Annotated in this window: 15 protein-coding genes and 3 pseudogenes; 6 read left to right on the top strand and 12 right to left on the bottom strand. The window is 53.0% G+C overall.

Annotated features, from left to right (window positions below; translation table 11 throughout):
• Window positions 1-5 precede the first annotated feature (5 nt).
• A complete protein-coding gene (gene cueR / locus NOR97_RS19835; RefSeq protein WP_171648666.1) occupies window positions 6-413 on the top strand; it encodes a Cu(I)-responsive transcriptional regulator in 408 nt (135 codons plus the stop codon).
• Here cueR and NOR97_RS19840 read toward each other — a convergent pair.
• The 10 genes and pseudogenes from NOR97_RS19840 to NOR97_RS19885 all read right to left on the bottom strand — a co-directional run.
• Window positions 399-689, bottom strand: a pseudogene (locus tag NOR97_RS19840) (IS5/IS1182 family transposase); the annotation flags it as partial. The gene cueR and the pseudogene NOR97_RS19840 overlap by 15 nt on opposite strands.
• Window positions 690-806: 117 nt before the next feature.
• Window positions 807-2,027, bottom strand: coding sequence for an ABC transporter transmembrane domain-containing protein (locus NOR97_RS19845; RefSeq protein WP_253746769.1), 1,221 nt, complete (start codon window positions 2,025-2,027; stop codon window positions 807-809).
• Window positions 2,028-2,131: 104 nt separating this feature from the next.
• Window positions 2,132-2,629, bottom strand: a complete 498-nt coding sequence (locus tag NOR97_RS19850; protein WP_171648668.1) for a plastocyanin/azurin family copper-binding protein — start codon at window positions 2,627-2,629, stop codon at window positions 2,132-2,134.
• 110 nt (window positions 2,630-2,739) lie between these two features.
• Complete coding sequence (locus NOR97_RS19855; protein WP_171648670.1) at window positions 2,740-3,450, bottom strand: copper resistance protein B; 711 nt, start codon at window positions 3,448-3,450, stop codon at window positions 2,740-2,742.
• A 30-nt stretch (window positions 3,451-3,480) separates the two neighbouring features.
• Window positions 3,481-5,316: a copper resistance system multicopper oxidase gene (locus tag NOR97_RS19860; protein ID WP_171648672.1), complete on the bottom strand. Its 1,836-nt coding sequence runs from the start codon at window positions 5,314-5,316 to the stop codon at window positions 3,481-3,483.
• 211 nt (window positions 5,317-5,527) lie between these two features.
• A complete protein-coding gene (locus NOR97_RS19865) occupies window positions 5,528-5,851 on the bottom strand; it encodes a hypothetical protein (RefSeq protein ID WP_171648674.1) in 324 nt (107 codons plus the stop codon).
• A 103-nt stretch (window positions 5,852-5,954) separates the two neighbouring features.
• Window positions 5,955-6,371, bottom strand: a complete 417-nt coding sequence (tnpA, locus tag NOR97_RS19870) for an IS200/IS605 family transposase (RefSeq protein WP_171648676.1) — start codon at window positions 6,369-6,371, stop codon at window positions 5,955-5,957.
• A 392-nt stretch (window positions 6,372-6,763) separates the two neighbouring features.
• Window positions 6,764-6,982 (bottom strand): annotated as a pseudogene (locus NOR97_RS19875) (DDE-type integrase/transposase/recombinase); the annotation flags it as partial.
• Window positions 6,983-7,214: 232 nt separating this feature from the next.
• Complete coding sequence (locus NOR97_RS19880; RefSeq protein WP_171648678.1) at window positions 7,215-8,240, bottom strand: IS110 family transposase; 1,026 nt, start codon at window positions 8,238-8,240, stop codon at window positions 7,215-7,217.
• Window positions 8,241-8,308: 68 nt separating this feature from the next.
• Window positions 8,309-8,542: pseudogene (locus NOR97_RS19885) on the bottom strand (IS6 family transposase); the annotation flags it as partial.
• 320 nt (window positions 8,543-8,862) lie between these two features.
• On the opposite strand from NOR97_RS19885, the gene NOR97_RS19890 reads away from it, so the two are divergent.
• Window positions 8,863-9,918 carry a tyrosine-type recombinase/integrase gene (locus tag NOR97_RS19890; RefSeq protein ID WP_171676509.1) on the top strand — a complete coding sequence of 352 codons (1,056 nt, stop codon included), beginning with the start codon at window positions 8,863-8,865 and terminating at the stop codon, window positions 9,916-9,918.
• A gap of 54 nt (window positions 9,919-9,972) precedes the next feature.
• On the opposite strand, the gene NOR97_RS19895 is transcribed toward NOR97_RS19890, so the two are convergent.
• Both NOR97_RS19895 and NOR97_RS19900 read right to left on the bottom strand, forming a co-directional pair.
• A complete protein-coding gene (locus NOR97_RS19895; RefSeq protein WP_170417859.1) occupies window positions 9,973-10,317 on the bottom strand; it encodes a type II toxin-antitoxin system RelE/ParE family toxin in 345 nt (114 codons plus the stop codon).
• Window positions 10,314-10,571, bottom strand: a complete 258-nt coding sequence (locus NOR97_RS19900; protein WP_170417856.1) for a type II toxin-antitoxin system ParD family antitoxin — start codon at window positions 10,569-10,571, stop codon at window positions 10,314-10,316. Before NOR97_RS19900 ends, NOR97_RS19895 begins: the two co-directional genes overlap by 4 nt.
• A gap of 836 nt (window positions 10,572-11,407) precedes the next feature.
• Here NOR97_RS19900 and repA point away from each other — a divergent pair.
• The 4 genes from repA (at window position 11,408) to NOR97_RS19920 (ending at window position 16,056) form a co-directional block, all read left to right on the top strand.
• Window positions 11,408-12,592, top strand: coding sequence for a plasmid partitioning protein RepA (gene repA, locus NOR97_RS19905; protein ID WP_170417853.1), 1,185 nt, complete (start codon window positions 11,408-11,410; stop codon window positions 12,590-12,592).
• A complete protein-coding gene (gene repB, locus NOR97_RS19910; RefSeq protein WP_171676507.1) occupies window positions 12,592-13,560 on the top strand; it encodes a plasmid partitioning protein RepB in 969 nt (322 codons plus the stop codon). Before repA ends, repB begins: the two co-directional genes overlap by 1 nt.
• A gap of 177 nt (window positions 13,561-13,737) precedes the next feature.
• Window positions 13,738-14,793, top strand: coding sequence for a helix-turn-helix domain-containing protein (locus NOR97_RS19915; RefSeq protein WP_171676504.1), 1,056 nt, complete (start codon window positions 13,738-13,740; stop codon window positions 14,791-14,793).
• Between the two features lie 153 nt (window positions 14,794-14,946).
• Complete coding sequence (locus tag NOR97_RS19920) at window positions 14,947-16,056, top strand: Fic family protein (protein WP_171676503.1); 1,110 nt, start codon at window positions 14,947-14,949, stop codon at window positions 16,054-16,056.
• Window positions 16,057-16,087: the final 31 nt, after the last annotated feature.

Raw genomic sequence — 16,087 nt, forward strand, 5'->3', positions numbered from 1 at the left:
CCGCTGTGAATATCGGAGATGTAGCAGAACGTTCGGGTCTGCCTGCCAAAACCATCCGCTATTACGAGGATATCGGATTCATCAAACCCAGGCGCAGCCTGAACGGGTATCGCCATTTCGATGAAAAGGAATTGCACAAACTGGCCTTCATCGGGCGGGCCCGCTCATTGGGCTTTACCATTGAGGATTGCCGTTCACTACTGGCGTTGTACGAGGACAAAGAACGCGCAAGCGCGGACGTGAAGGATATCGCCAAACAGAACCTAAAAGAGATAGATGCCAAGATCGCGGACCTGAAGGCCATGCATGCAACACTGTCTCATCTGATTGATGAATGCGCCGGTGACCATCGCCCCGACTGTCCAATCTTAAGGCAACTGGGTTCGAAACTCATTGGTTCACAGCCAGATTAGGACGCAGCCGCAGGAGCGATATCCGAGAAAAAGACTTTGGGCACCTGTCATAACGGGTAGCGACACGCCGTCGGCCCCTCTGGCGTCCAAACAGGATATTGATCCTGTTGCGTCGTTTGTAGCGTCGCATGTCGTACTGGACAGGTTTGCCGCGTGATTTCTGATCTAGGATGCAGGGCTTCGTCTCCCGTCTGTCAGGGCCTCTCGGAACCCGTCGGCATCACAGACGTGATCTCCCGGCAGCCAATCAACCGATGGAAGGCTGTTGATCAGGGCGCCTGTAACACGCAGCCGAGACGGTCGCAACCAAACTAATAGATCCAGAGCCTAGCAGTTCTTACCGCGTAGGAAGCACTTCGAATATTGGAAAGAGGTTGAACACACTATGGCCAATCAAATGTTAAGTCGCTGACTTTGAAGCGGGTGATCCAAAAATCTAAAGACTTCGTTGTAGCGTATCCGCGTGTCTTCAAATTGCTGATAGAACCTGAACAACTCCTTAAGTGGAGCCGAAAACTCCTTGTGCGCGGACAGCACCGCGATCAAGGCCCCCAAGGAAATCCGCTCCTGTATGACGAAATACCCGCCGAGCGAATAAAACAGGAATGGAGTTAGAGATGTCAGGAAGTTGCTCAATGCCTTGGCAAAGAATTTCACGCGGTGAATTTTCCGGCGGATCGCTTCCAGTTGCCGAAGCGATGCGGTGGTCTGCAATATAGTTCGGGCGTGATCTTGTTCAGGGTCAATCTGACTAGTTAGGTGCAAAGACAGCTTACGCATTTCGTGTATTCGTTTTCGGCTCAGCCGGTTCACGATCCGCTGCAGATAGGGCAGTAAAAGCAACTGCAATGGCAGAACCGTCAGCGCTGCAGCACCAAGGATCGGATCTTGAACGAACATAAACAACAGAATGGTGATCATCGTCCCGCCCTGTGTGATTGGCAGGGAAACAAGGTCTGCAGCGAAGCCTCCGATGGGCTCGACTTCAGATCCCAATACCTGCACAATTTCACTTCTTCGTCGACCGTCGGTCTGTTTACGCCAATTCTGATAGATCAAAAGGCGCATCCGCCTGAGGCATCGCTCAGCGACCCGGCCTTTCATTACGTTGAGGTGGTACTTTCCCACTCCGTTCAGCGCGATGGTCAGAAAGAATACACCGCTGAGAACTGCCAGATGCTGGGTCGCGGTGAGATCATAGCCCAACAGTGTCAGGCGCGAATGTGAGCTGTCCAGGACGTTGTTTACAATTTGCTTTGGCAGCTCCAGGGATAGATAGAGCACCGGCATCAGGGACAGGCTCAATACGAGCAGATAAAGCTGTTGCACTCGCGTTGTCTGCAAGATGTGTCGTATCAGATTGTGATTTAGGCCGGCAACGAGATTATCTGGATGATGGGCGGAAGCGACGATCGCTGGTTTGACCTGAAAAAGAAGTACTCTTGCAACCATCACAATTGTGGAAATGGCCAACAACGCCGGAGCAATTACAAGGATCAGATGCAATGCAGGATGCATCCAATCTGGTGCTGTTTCATCATAACGAAAGCCCAGCCAAGCTGCTGCGTCATGGGCGATTAAATGAAACTCCGGGATGTGCTGCTCTTTTCCCATCGGCTTTATTTCTTTTTATTAGATACGCGGCAGTTCGACCTGGAACTGCCGCGCACTTCGGCGCCGCATCATGGTGAGTGATTAATTTACAGCGCCGGAAGAAGCTATTGCACGGTTACGTTGCCGAACATTCCGGATTCGTAGTGCCCAGGAATCAGGCAAGCGAATTCAAAACTGCCATCATTTGAAAATGTCCAGATAAGTTTGCTTTGCTCTCCGGGCTCCAAACTGACGGCGTTCTCAGAAACGTGCCTTTGACTGCCGTTTACCATAACGTCTTTGTGTATCTTGTTGCGTTCAGCCGTATCCAAAATGAACTCATGTTCCAGTTCGCCAAGATTTTTGATATCGAACTCGATGGTCTGGCCTTTCTTGAACGACAAGTTCGAAGGTTCAAAAATCATGTCTCCGTCATCCGTTTCTTTCATAGAAACCTTGACGGTGCGGCCGATATCACTGCTCTTTCCGGGCTGTCCCACCTGCATCATTTCGGCGTGACTGTCGTCATGATTTTCACCGTGTTCCTCATGTTGATTTTCTGAGGCAAATAAGGGTGTCGCCAGCAAAGCAGCGATCGACGCGCCTAAGATTGTGGTTTTCATAGTTTTTCCATTCGGTTTTGGTTAGGAAAGGCCATCTTGCCGCACGTTCAGAATGCGATGGCCATCAGAAACCGGCCGGAGCAATCTGCCCCGGCCAAGATTATCGGATTTCAAAACATTAGCCGGGCGCCAAACACGACTGCGAACACTCCGTTCTCTTCGCCACTTGCCTGGATCAGATCCGCTGTGCCGCCGTAAGATTTCTCGTAGTTCACCCCAACATACGGCGATACCACCCGATCGATGAGGTCATAGCTCAGCCGAAGCCCAGCCTCGAGAGTGACTCCACCTGCTTTTTGATTGTATTCGAGGTCATCTTGCAAAGGCACAGTAAGCTCGAGATTCGGGATCAGGAACAGCCTGTTTGTCAAACCTGCTTCGTATTCGCCTTCGAACCGAAAAAACGAGTTGTCGGACAAGTACAAGTCAGCGTCGATTTCAAACCACTGCGGGGCCAATCCCTTTATCCCCAGGACCGCATTGTACCGATCCGGCAGACCGGTCGGTGTGTTGGCATACACCCCGACCACAGCGTCAAAGAAGTTGGATATTGGCTTTTGCAGTCGCAACTGGTTTTCGAGCGTTTCAAAATCGCCTGAGCTTTCACCCAGTTCGGCTTCGCTACGCCATACAAATTTCAACTCGTCAGTTCCCACGAAGGCATCAAAATCCCATTGGATTGTGTCCTCGCCTTTGTCATTGGAGCGGTACTCCAACTGCTCGGCTTGAAACCCATAGGTCAGGGCCTCTGCTTTTGTCTCAGCGGTCCAGCCAAGCGAAAGCCCGGCTGCCGCTGCGGTGACGGCAATTAAGTTTTTCATGTTTTTCACTCTGTTTGTGCTGCCGAAAGCTTAGGCAGGCCCGCCTTCGATGATTACTTTGCGGAACATCCCCGCATCGGCGTGGTAGGACAGATGGCAATGGAACGCCCATTGACCCGTCACATCCACTTCAGTCTCGGTGTAGACTGTCGTGCCCGGCGCGATGCTGACCGTGTGTTTGATCGGATCGCGGCTGCCACTGCCGGTATCAAGGATTGACCACATACCGTGCAAATGCATCGGGTGTGACATCATGGTTTCATTGACGAATTTGAACCGCACTCTTTCACCGTATTTCAACCGGAGAGGCTCAGCTTCGGACAGTTTCTTTCCGTTGATGGACCAGATGTAGCGTTCCATGTTGCCCGTCAGACGCAACTCGATTTCACGCGTTGCAGGGCGGTCCTTGTAAAGCGGTTTACGCGCCTTCAGGTCGTCATAAGACAGGAATTTCCCGCCATTTGCAGCATTGGGTGTCAGACCGCTACCCATAGCATAAAACTCCTGTTGCGCACCCCCAGGCATCGCCATCTGATGACCTGCGTGCTTCCCGCCTGACATGCCCTGCCCTGCGGCGGCAGAGGCGTTACTCATGTTATGTTGGCTGTGATCCATGGTATCGGATTGTGCCGCATCGACCGGTTTCGCCATTTGATGCTGGCTGTGATCCATAGTTTCAGACGGTGTCGCGTCGGCGGATTTTGCCATTTGATGCTGGCTGTGATCCATGCCCGGCATCTTCATCATGTCGTCGGACATCACCGAAGCGTTTTGCATGACGTGGCCTTCCATCCCCTTGCCGTGCATCATCCCGGACATGTCGGCCATGGTCAGGCGGGGCTTTGGTCGAAGACTTGGAACTGGCCCGGCCATTCCCTCGCGCGGTGCCAACGTTCCGCGGACCAGTGCAGTACGGCCCATTGACTCTGCTACTATGCTGTAGGCACGATTTTCCCTGGGCTGAACGATCACGTCATAGGTTTCGGCAACAGAGATGCGCAACTCATCCACGGTGACGGGTTTCACGTCATTGCCGTCTGCCTGCACGACGGTCATCTTGAGGCCCGGAATTCGAATGTCGAAATAAGCCATGGCCGAGGAGTTGATCAGCCGCAGCCGCACTTTCTCGCCCGGTTTGAATAGCCCGGTCCAGTTCTGCGAAGTGGTCTGGCCATTGATCATCGGGGAGAAACCCTGAACGTCCTCGACGTCCGTTGGCATCATCCTCATACGACCCCACATCTTTCGGTCTTCCAAAGCCGCCTTAAGCCCCATCTCACCGGAATCCTTGATGAGATCCTGCGCCGTACGTTGTGACCGGTTGTAGTAGTCAGCCGACATCTTGAGGTTTCGCATGATCCGCTTACCGCGGTGAGGGTGCGTGTCAGTCAGTTGCACGACATAATCCCGATCAGCACGAACCGTTTCGCCGCCCTTCGGCTCGATTACGATAGCTCCATATGCTCCATCGGGCTCCTGAAAACCCGAATGGCTGTGAAACCAATAGGTGCCTGCCTGTGTGATCGGGAAATTATAGGTGAAGGTTTCACCCGGTTTAATACCGGCAAAGCTGATCTTCGGAACACCGTCCTGATCAAAAGGCAAAATCAGCCCGTGCCAGTGGATCGAGGTGTCTTGTTTGAGATTATTCGTGACATTCAGCGTGACATCCTCGCCCTCTTTGAAACGCAGGATAGTTGGGGTTTGGCTCTTGTTGTAACCAACCCCCGTTTTGCGGAAATCACCGGCGTCGATGCGGATCTTGTCCACAGTAATATTGTAGGTTCCAGCCATGGCCGCCGTTGACGCGGATAAGGCAAGGGCGACGGAAGCAATAGCCACACGTGCAGATGCGATGGGACGCATTGTTTTTCCTTACTTGGTTGAATTGATGATTTGGAAATTCACTGCATTTGTCAGCAGGCGCTGCGGTCAGCCACGCTGATAGTCTATTCTCGCATTTCGCTTTTTTGATCAGTGCTCAAGAAGCTGGTTGATATCGGGTGCAGGACAGGAAGGTGCAGCACACAACATTCAAGAAAAGCAACGAAATAGCAGTGTATTCAGGCGCAATGAGTTACGCTTTGGGAGGTGGAAGCTGGGCTTCAAGTACGGTTGAATTTCTGCCTGGCTCGCTTTGCACGAACATCAGTTCCCCTGCATTTTCGGCGATAGAAGGTCTTTGGTGAGTCAAAAACGCAGCGGGAGTTTCGCATTGAGCAATCTTGTGGCATTGGCTAGGGTTTGAGTGATAGTGCCCCACCTCAATGTCGTTTTGGACTAAAGAAGCTTCAAGGAAATGACCTTTAGCACGAGCGCTGGTAAATGAAAAAATGGTGGACGCCACCAAAACGAGCGTAAGAAGAAGAAAAACACTTATTTTTGCCGCTCTTTGGCGCATCTTGAATTGCTCTCCGTGCTTCTCAAGCTATCTAGCAAAAAACTTCCCACCCGCAACCCGAAGATACAATTTGATACATTCTAGACCTACCGCAACTGAACCACTACCGACTGGCGTCGGTAGGATCGGCGATGTGATTTTCGAGGTATTGCAGGACAATGTCCTCGGTGATGGCACCGTTGGTGGTTGAGAAATACCCCCTGCCCCAGAACCGACGGCCCCAATAGCGCCTGCGCAACGCGGGAAATTCCCTTTGCACCTTGTGGGACGAACGGCCCTTCATCCTGCGCACCAGATCGGAAATGGCGATCTTCGGCGGCACCGAAACGAACATGTGGACATGATCGGATGACAGCACCCCGCGCAGGATGTCGACCACGTTCTCGCGGCAGACCTGACGAATGATGTCGCGCACCCGCAGGCGCACCCGGCCGGTCAGCACCTTGTAGCGGTATTTCGTCGACCAGACGATGTGGTAGCGGTGGTAGAAAACGCAGTGCTTGCCAGTGTCATACTGCATGACCTTACCCTCTGGAAAATGAGCCTTCCGACCGGCTGCGGCTCATTTTCCAGAGGGTAAGGTCATAGCACGATTCTTCGCGCTGAAGCAGTTCCGACTGGAAGTCGGAGGGTTTGCTCCAATGCGTGGATACTAAATGTGCCACGAAGCATGTGCATCAATTGAATGAAGTGCCCTTATCGGCAAAAGCCTGCTCGAACACCGAAAGTCGCACTGAACATGATCTGTTACAAAGAGATTTTTTTAGGAGTAGGAGTCGATTTGTTGAACCTCTGCACACGGAAAGCTCTGTGACCGCAAGTCGGGAGATCGTCCCGCGGTGGTCTTACCGGTGTGGTCGCCATATTGCCGATTTCATCAAACGCACGCGGCCAATGCTGGGGTTCAAGGCCTTTGAGCATTTTGTTGATGGCATTGATGCCAGCGGTGTTGGCGCCGCTCTTGTCGATCACGATCTTCCTCGGCAATCCATTGATCTCCAACACCCTGGCGAAGAACTTGGTGGCGGCTGGATTGTTTCGGCGTCGTGAAAGCATGAAATCAAGCGTCTTGCCGTGCTTGTCGACGGCTCGATAGAGATAAACTCAGGCACCTTTAACTTTGATGTAAGTTCTTTATTGAGCAGCAGCTCTCGATGAGATTAGTCCTGTATCGACCACCTGCAAAGTTCTTTACGAAGTCATCCTGTTGGCGCTTCATCTCGGCGTTCAAGGCATCAACCCCCAAAGGTTTCATGCGCGGTCTTTTCTGGGCAGCCGCATGTACATCAAACGGGTTCGGTCGACAGCCTGCCGTGTTTGTCTATACGGCAACTCGTGATTGGTTGATCCGCTGGTATTCTGACTAGGCCTCCTTGGTTTGAAAGGTTGATCCGTTTGTCCAGATGGCATGCATCAGGACCGCGAGTTTTCGAGCCAAGGCAACGACCGCCTTCTTGTGACTGGTGCGGGCTTTGAGGGCTCGAGCCCATCTCTGTAATTCCGATCCTTTGCCCGGTTTCACCCGGTTCAACAAACTGCTGGCCGCCTCGTAGAGCGCTGAGCGCAGCATAGGATCGCCGTGTTTCGATATTCTACCACCATAATCGACATCCCCAGACTGGTATCGACGGGACGTCAGCCCGAGATATGCACCAACTGATCTGGATTTCGAAAACCGACGCGGATTGTCGATGGTCGCAACAAAGGTCACTGCACTCACAGGACCAACACCCGGGATCGTCATCAGGCGTTGGCAAGCCTCATCGGCTTTTGCGTGGCGCACCATTTCTTTACTCAGCGCAGCCGCTTGCCGAAGGTCGGCTGTGCGCAAGTCGAGCAAGGGCAGGATGACACTCGATAAGACCGGCCGATCCTTCAGGATCGCGTGGACACGCTCTTCATAGGTGTTCAGATGTTTTGGCAAACGCAGCCCGAAACTGGCCAAAAGACCGCGGATTGTGTTTTCCACATTCACGCGGGATTTCAACGCCACTTCCCGAGCTTTCAGCAATGCCCGCCGCTCCTGGGCGAGCCGGCTTTTCACCTCAACCTTCCGATAGAACCCCGTGCGCGCCAGTTCAGCTAACATGGCGGCATCATTGGCATCGGTCTTGTTGTGCATCTGGCTGAGAACAGCATGAGCCTGACGTGCGTCGATACAAACCACCGGCAATCCCCGATCTGCAAGCTCAGTGTAAAGCCAGTTCGCCATACGGCCGGTTTCGAGGACCACACATTGGATGACGCCAACGTGGTCGCGCAACGCCTGAAAAATCACATCGGGGTCAGTTACTTTCTTCGCGGCAAACACGGGTCCACCGCTCTGATTGCAGACACAAATCGACGTCTCAGCCTTCGAGACATCCAGTCCTACAAAACACTGTTCCATCTTGCTCTCCCATTGCTGTTCCGATGCCATCATGCACCGGCCAAGAGAGCTGCTGTTCAATTACTCAGAGTTTCGTCCGTTCTCCACGAACGATCACATGGCCCATTGCGACGACATGCTGCGTCAGCGATTGCGCCAGAATACCGTGTTACCCATCGGTTTAGCGTGGTGCGGTCCACTGAAACGCCACGCTCATGCATGATCTCTTCCAGATCGCGGTAGGAAACGCCGTTTCGGAGATAGTAGAAAACCGCGAACAGGATCACGGCCTTCGGATATTGCGCGCCTTTGAACGAGATCATAAAAACAAACTTTCGACTTCAATATTTCGATATCCAATCACTCGAAGCACTTATGAGAGTCAACAGTCAAAAGTTTGCAACAGATCCTTCACCAACAGGCCGTTCGAAATGTCCTCCAACATAGCCTGCAGCTTACCGAGACGAAAACCCCTGCCAAGCCTGATTCTCTCTCTTGTTTGCGGTCCTATTGTCTATGAGACGCATTATTTCTTAATATTGCGCATTACATATCGTTACCCAATTTTTTGGAATTAAACCCGATAAGTACCCCTTATCAAATATGATTGATTTTGCAGGAAAATGCGCGCAAAATAGCCCCCATGAAGCCTCCTGCGCCCTATCTCCCTGCCGCCTCCCCTGCCCTGTCTGTCGAAGACCAGGACGCGCTCACCGATCTCTATGTGCGCGGCACGCCGGCCAACACGCTGCGCGCTTATGAGCGCGATCTGCTCTACATTACGGCCTGGAAGGCAGCACGGTTCGGAGTGCCGTTGGACTGGCCCGAGAGCGAGGCCACAGCGCTGGCCTTCATTCTCGATCACGCCCGCGATCTGGGAGATGCCGCGCCCGAGGATGTCGCGCGTCAGAGTGCCGAGATGTTGATCGCGCAAGGGCTACGCAAGTCCCTCGCCTGCCCGGCCCCTTCTACGCTGGACCGGCGCATCGCCTCCTGGCTTGCCTTTCATCGAATGAAGAACCTGACCAGCCCTTTCGGTGCGCCGCAGGTGAAGCAGGCCCGTGCCAAGGCGCGCCGCGCCGCCGCCCGGCCCCCTGCCCCAAAATCGCAGCAACCGATTACCCGCGATGTGCTCGAGCAGTTGCTGTCCACTTGTCGGGGGTCCCGGCGGGATTGCCGCGACCGCGCCATCTTGATGCTGGGTTGGGCTTCGGGTGGTAGACGGCGCTCGGAGATCACCGGGTTGATGTTTGAAGACGTCTCGCTGAAGGAGTTCAACGAGAAAAGCCTGGTTTGGATTTCACTGCTGGAGACCAAGACGACAACCAAAGGTGAAACGCCGCGGCTGGTGTTGAAAGGCCGCGCAGCCCAAGCGCTGGCCCATTGGATCGAGGTGGGTGAGATTCAGGACGGCCCCTTGTTCCGGCCTGTTTCAAAAGCCGATCGGGTGTTAACCCGCCGCCTCAGCCCGGATGCCATCGCGCAGATCGTCAAGCGTCGGGTGAAACTGGCGGGCCTGCCGGACGGGTTCGCTTCCCCCCATGGGCTGCGCTCGGGCTTCCTGACCCAGGCCGCGCTGGACGGCGCCCCGATCCAGGCCGCGATGCGCCTCTCCCTGCATCGCTCCATGGCCCAGGCGCAGAAATACTACGACGATGTGGACATCGCGGATAACCCGGCGACTGATCTACTGGGGTGAGTAGTTACTGACTATTTAATAATCCCCGCTTGAGGGAAACTCCGGCTGCTGTGCCTATGTCTTGTTTCCTGTCGCATCTGTTAACGTGGCCAGCGCGGAAACATGTCGCGGCAGATCGCAACGGGAATGCAGGATATCAACAATGATCACCGCGTCCGGCTGATCCAGATAAACCAGGAAATGCTCTCCTGCGCGCACATATCTGAGATCCGCCGCCTCTTCGACCAATATAGAACAACTTCGGCTGGCCACCCTGCCCTCTGTGATGGCCTGACAGCGCGCTATTAGTTCTTGTTCATAAAGATCGGCTTGATGCGATCCAAACTTGTCGATGGTCCATCGGGCAATTTCCACCAGGCTGGATTCAGCGCGGCGTGTCAGTCGAAAGGGTCTGGTCACGCCTTGGCTCGTGCCCTTGCAAAGGCACGACGGATCGCATCCGAACCCCTGCCTTCTGCCAAATCTCCGGCCTGAGCCTGCGCTACACCCTCCTGCAAGCCTTGTTTGAGAGACTCCAGCCCCGCTTCTTCCCGCTCCAAAAGCCGAAGGCCGGCGCGCAACGCTTCACTGGCGTTCTGATATCGACCGGACGCAACCAGATTCTGCACCAGTTGATCCTGCGATTCTGTAAGTACAACATTGCGGGTTACCATGGCGTAAGCCTCCTTTTTGGCAATATATGCCAACGAGACCGTCTGTTCAACGATTGAGGAGCCCAAAATCACTAATTCGAGCAAGCTGGTTTTATGGACGCTAATGGGACGTGAACACACGGATCATGTCTGTGATCCCATATGAATCCAATGACGGTAGAGACTTGCGTCAAAAGCCGCGCCGCGCAAGCACAGCTGCACTGGATCGAGGACAGTTCCCTGTTCCGTCGCAACTTACAGGCGCACAATTCCCGAAACCCCGCCCTCACGGTATGCCATTTCTTGGGCAATTGGCGAGCGGCTGACTCTAGCCGGAATGTTCGCGTGTTTTCCTCTGCGCACGGGCTGAGCTCGGTGTATCTGACCCAGATCGCCATGCCATTCTCACCGCATCGTACTCCCGTACTGGCGCAGAAGTATTGTTACGAAGTTGGTATCGCAGAAAACTCGATAACGAAATTGTTGGTGAGAGAATTTGACCAATCAGCTCAACTAGCTCCCTGCCCTTCCCAATTGCGCAATTTGCGCCAAAAGCCGTTCGGCCTTCACTCCAACTCCATGCTAGAGGCGTTCTACTCAAAGCGGAGCATAGGGAGGAGTTTTACAGGAATGCCTTCGCATGCCTACGTTAGAACTTCATCGACTGAAAGAACCCATGATCCCGCTCAACCGAGTTTACAACTGTAAACCACCCTGCTCTGATGCAAAGCGTATGTAGTCCTCCGCGTTGGAAAACCTACAATATAGGCGAAAATCCTTGACTTAGTGCTATGAATCACGGCTGTTTATCTCAAGTGGCGCAAAAATGACCACATTCTTTAATTTGAGGCAACTACATGATTCCCGTGACACCACTTGCGGCAGAAAGACCATCGGCACTCGCCACGGAAATATCTGAGAGATTAAACTCGGCTATCCGGGAACATCTACTTGCTGCATTTGCCCCCGACAATACCAAATCACTGCGAAATTTTGCAGCGCCAGAAGCTGCTGAACTCTTAGGAGTCTCAGGTCAATTCATGCGCAAAGTCCACGCAGAGGGAACGATTCCTGAACCGAATGACGTACGCAGCGGTAGGCGTTACTATACTGCCCAAGAACTTTGGGAGGCTCGCGAAACGCTTGAGAAAACCTCACGCAAAAAAGGGCGCTATGTCCCTCGCCGGACTGAAGGAGAAAAGCTCCAAGTCTGGCAGTTGATGAACTTCAAAGGCGGCAGCAGTAAGAGCACCACAACAATTCACTTGGCTCACTATTTTGCGCTTCGCGGTTACCGTGTGCTGGCTGTTGATCTGGATCCTCAAGGCTCTCTTACATCCATGTGCGGCATAAGCCCCGAAATAGAGTTTGACGGGCTGACGATTTACGATGCTATTCGATATGAAGATCCGGTAGATATGGCGGACGTCGTGCTTCCGACGTACTTCCCCGGTCTCTCTGTGGCTCCGTCACGGCTTGTTCTTTCCGAATTTGAGACAGAATCTGCCGTTCACTCCAACCCAGACCATCCGTTCTTTACAAGAATACGGAATGCCCTGGCCCAGGTGGAAGGAGATTTTGACCTTGTTCTGATTGATAGCCCACCTCAGCTAGGATTCTTGACAATTGCTGGGATGGCGGCCGCCAGTTCATTGCTTGTGCCACTTACACCTTCGATGCTGGACGTGTCTTCGACGGCTCAATTTCTCGAACTCGCTGGTGCTTACATGGCAGTCATTGAAGATGCCGGCGCTACGCTCGAATACGACAACTTCAAATTCCTGATAACGCGTGACGAGCCAACAGACGTACCGTCTCAACAACTGGCTTCGTTCATGCGGGCACTGTTTCAGGATCGCGTTATGTCAGCCACAGCCCTCAAAAGCACCGCGGTCAGTGACGCCACAATGCTCAAACAATCAATTTACGAAGTCGTGCGGTCAGAAATGACACGCGCAACTTATGATCGGGCAAAGAACTCAATGGATGCGATCGGCTCTGAGGTAGAGCAAATGATCCATCAAGCATGGGGACGCAGCTAATGGCTAGAAAGTCGCTTCAGGAGATGTCGGGGATCGCAAACACCATCGCGCGCTCTAGCCCCAAGGCCATCGATAAAACTCCAAAACCCAATGCCCCTGCTCTTGGTGCGCTTCAGGGCTCTCTTGCCGCAATCAGGGAAATTGACCCTGCTCTGATCGACGACTGGGGGCCTGCCGATAGGCTCGGTGAGTTTACAGCTGTAAACATTGACGAAGAAGACGATAGTTTTGAAAGCTTGATGTCGAGTATACAAGACGGTGGCCAACAAGTTCCCATTCTTGTCAGAAGATCGAAATCCGACGGTCGATACGAGGCAATTTATGGACGGAGGAGGCTCAAAGCCTGTCGTGAACTTGGTATTAAAGTCCGCGCCAATGTTCAGGATATCGACGATGCTTCAGCGCTTCTCGCCAAAGGGCTTGAGAATGCTGCGAGGCGCAATCTTTCCTTCTACGAGAAAGCACGTTTCGCCGAGGCGATCCTGACTTCCGGGCATGACACGGCAACGGTGCGGCAAGTATTGAACGTTTCGAAATCAGGGCTGTCTCACCTGACAAAAATTACGCAACATGTTCCTGCAAAGATTGGTGACATGATCGGCGCAGCCCCAAAATCAGGCCGCCCAAAATGGACCGTGCTTGCAGAGCACTTCGTTGCAGGCAAGCTAGCGGAAGATGAAGCTGCAAATCTTCTTGCAACCATTGAGCCATCGATGTCGTCAGATGATCGGCTGGAAATGCTCCTAAAAGCAGCTGCCAAACGCGGTGCAAGACAAAGAGAAGGTGCAGCCGAACTCAACCCAATCGAAGGCGTTACAATCAAATCTACCAACGGATCACTAACTGTTTCGGTCAAAAGGACCGGAGCTAACGCTGGCTTCGCTAGCTGGTTGGACGAAAACATGGCTGAAATCATTAAGCGCTCACACGCTGAGTTTACAGCTGTAAACGCCAAGAAAAAGAACTGAGGACGAGCAGAAAGGAGGAAGGCAAACAAACAAAACCCCCGAAACCGGAGCTTCGAGGGCTGCTGCGCAAAGCGCAATTCTTAGATTAGACACCTAGAATCTAGCAGCACCCGAATCGCCACACAAGAAAAAACGCTCTTGAGCGAACGGGTAATTTTTGTCTGCCGATAGATAATCATGAAAACACTAACAGCATTGGCTCCAAATGGAGCAACCTTGTCGGCAACGACAGGGCAGGGGAGTAGTACGCCCAAAAAATGGATACTTCTTCGCGCCGTTGAAGAGGCCAGAGAACCTCTTGGGTTAAAATCCACAACTCTCAATGTCCTGAGAGCCATGATTTCCTTTTTGGGCGGTGATCAGATTGCTGCGGACCAAGATGATCATCACATCTGCTTCGCTTCCAACGCGGCGATCGCCAAACGAACGCATGTCAGCGTGCAGACAGTTGAGCGTCATATCTCGACGCTGGTTGCGCTTGGACTTATCCGCCGCGTAATGAGCGCAAACGGCAAGCGATGGGCGCGCCGGGATCGACAGGGCAGGGTGGTCACCGCAACCGGGCTCTCGTTGATGCCTTTGTCTGAACGGCACGCTGAGTTCATCCAAGAAGCCCAGAGGCATGCTGATCGAGTTCTCGAGTTCACTGTACTCCGTGACAATGTTTCCGCCGCTCTGGCGCGCCTTAGGGAACTCGTAGCAAATGACACCGCGATCTCTGATTTGATGACCACCGTACGCAATGCTCTGCGTCGCAAACCAGATGCGAGTGTACTCAGCAAGCTTCTGGCAGAAATCTCTGTGGAAATCTCCGAGATAACACAGACAGATACAGAAAATTTGAGGGCCAGTGACAGTGAAATTGAGGGGCACAAAGAGGACTCTCTGAATCCAGAAGTTAAGAAAGAAGAACTTTCTCAGATTCAGGTTTCTCCAGGCCAAATGGAGCGCAGTTTTCCACGGCTATGCTCAGAACTACGCTTTGCTAAAGATCAGCACCACTGTGATCGGCTTATGGACGATATCGCCGAGTACCTACGGCTTGGCCAAACCTGGTATGCAATGAAATCAACGTTTGGCCCAGCTATTCGCTTCATTGTTCTTGGATACATTTTTCAACGTGCTGAGAACATACAGTCTCCAGGGGCTTACCTGATTTCATTATTGGCTAAGATTGAAAAGGGAGAGCTGTCTCCAAAGGCAATGCTGTCGCGGACCTCCAATGCCACGTAACTTTGGGAAGGAGGATGAGGTTTACCGTTTTCAGATTACACATCCAATCGATGATCGGATTGAAGAGTTTGAAAAAGGTGAGCAATAGGATTGACCTCTATAAATCACGTAACCATAAATAGTGAGCTATAGAAAGGAAGCTTATACCTCACGATGTGGAACTGGCAGAACCATGATTGGCCGAATTTTCGTTACGACGCCGCAAGGCTCGAACCATACGAGCAACAGTTCCTGTTGTCCTCAGGGGAAGTTCTTGGAGCGGTTCATCATGTGAACACATCAGATCGAGATCAATTGCGTGTTGACTTGCTCAGCGAAGAAGCGATGAAAACCAGCGCGATCGAAGGTGAGATGCTGGATCGCCTCAGCGTGCAATCTTCCTTGCGCCGTCATCTTGGACTGGCTCCCGGCAGCTATCCATCCAAACCGCGGGAGCAGGGCGTTTCTGAAATGATGGTGGATGTTTATTCCAACTATTCAGAACCACTGTCACACGACACTTTGTTTCGGTGGCATGACATGCTTCTGTCCCATGACAGGCATCTGGAAACGATTGGAGCATACCGGAGCCACGAGGATGCGATGCAAATCGTCTCAGGCAGGATCGACCGCCCAACGGTGCATTTCGAAGCGCCACCTTCACATCAGGTTCCGGCTGAAATGGACCAGTTCGTAACCTGGTTCAACCGGACCGCACCAGATCGTCCCAAGCCCTTGCGCGCCCTGACCAGAGCCGGGTTGAGTCATCTGTATTTCGAAAGCATTCACCCCTTTGAGGACGGCAATGGCCGGTTGGGTAGGGCGCTGGCTGAAAAGTCCCTGGCACAAAACATTGGTCAGCCAAGCCTGATTGCGCTTGCTTTCACGATTGAGCGAGAGCTGAAGGCTTACTACGACCAGCTCGAACGCCACCAAAAGACACTGGACGTCACACCATGGCTCGTTTGGTTTGCCGGGACCGTTCTTACAGCGCAGCAGGTGACTCTTGAGCGGGTTGGGTTCTTCATATCCAAGACGCATTTCTATGACCGGCATCGCGATCAGTTCAACGCCCGCCAAGGCAAGGTAATTGCCCGGTTGTTCAAGGCTGGGCCGGATGGGTTCAAAGGGGGATTGAGTGCCGAGAACTATATCTCGATCACCGGAACGTCCCGCGCCACGGCGACGCGGGATCTCCAGAACCTGGTAGAGAAGGGCGCTTTGATCCGAACGGGTGAACTCCGGTACACGCGATATTGGTTAAAGCTAGATCGGGACGGGTAGGGGGCTGAAGTACGGCACGAAGGGCGGGATG

It is taken from the genome of Ruegeria sp. YS9, assembly GCF_024628725.1.
GTDB classification, from domain to species: Bacteria; Pseudomonadota; Alphaproteobacteria; order Rhodobacterales; family Rhodobacteraceae; genus Ruegeria; species Ruegeria atlantica_C.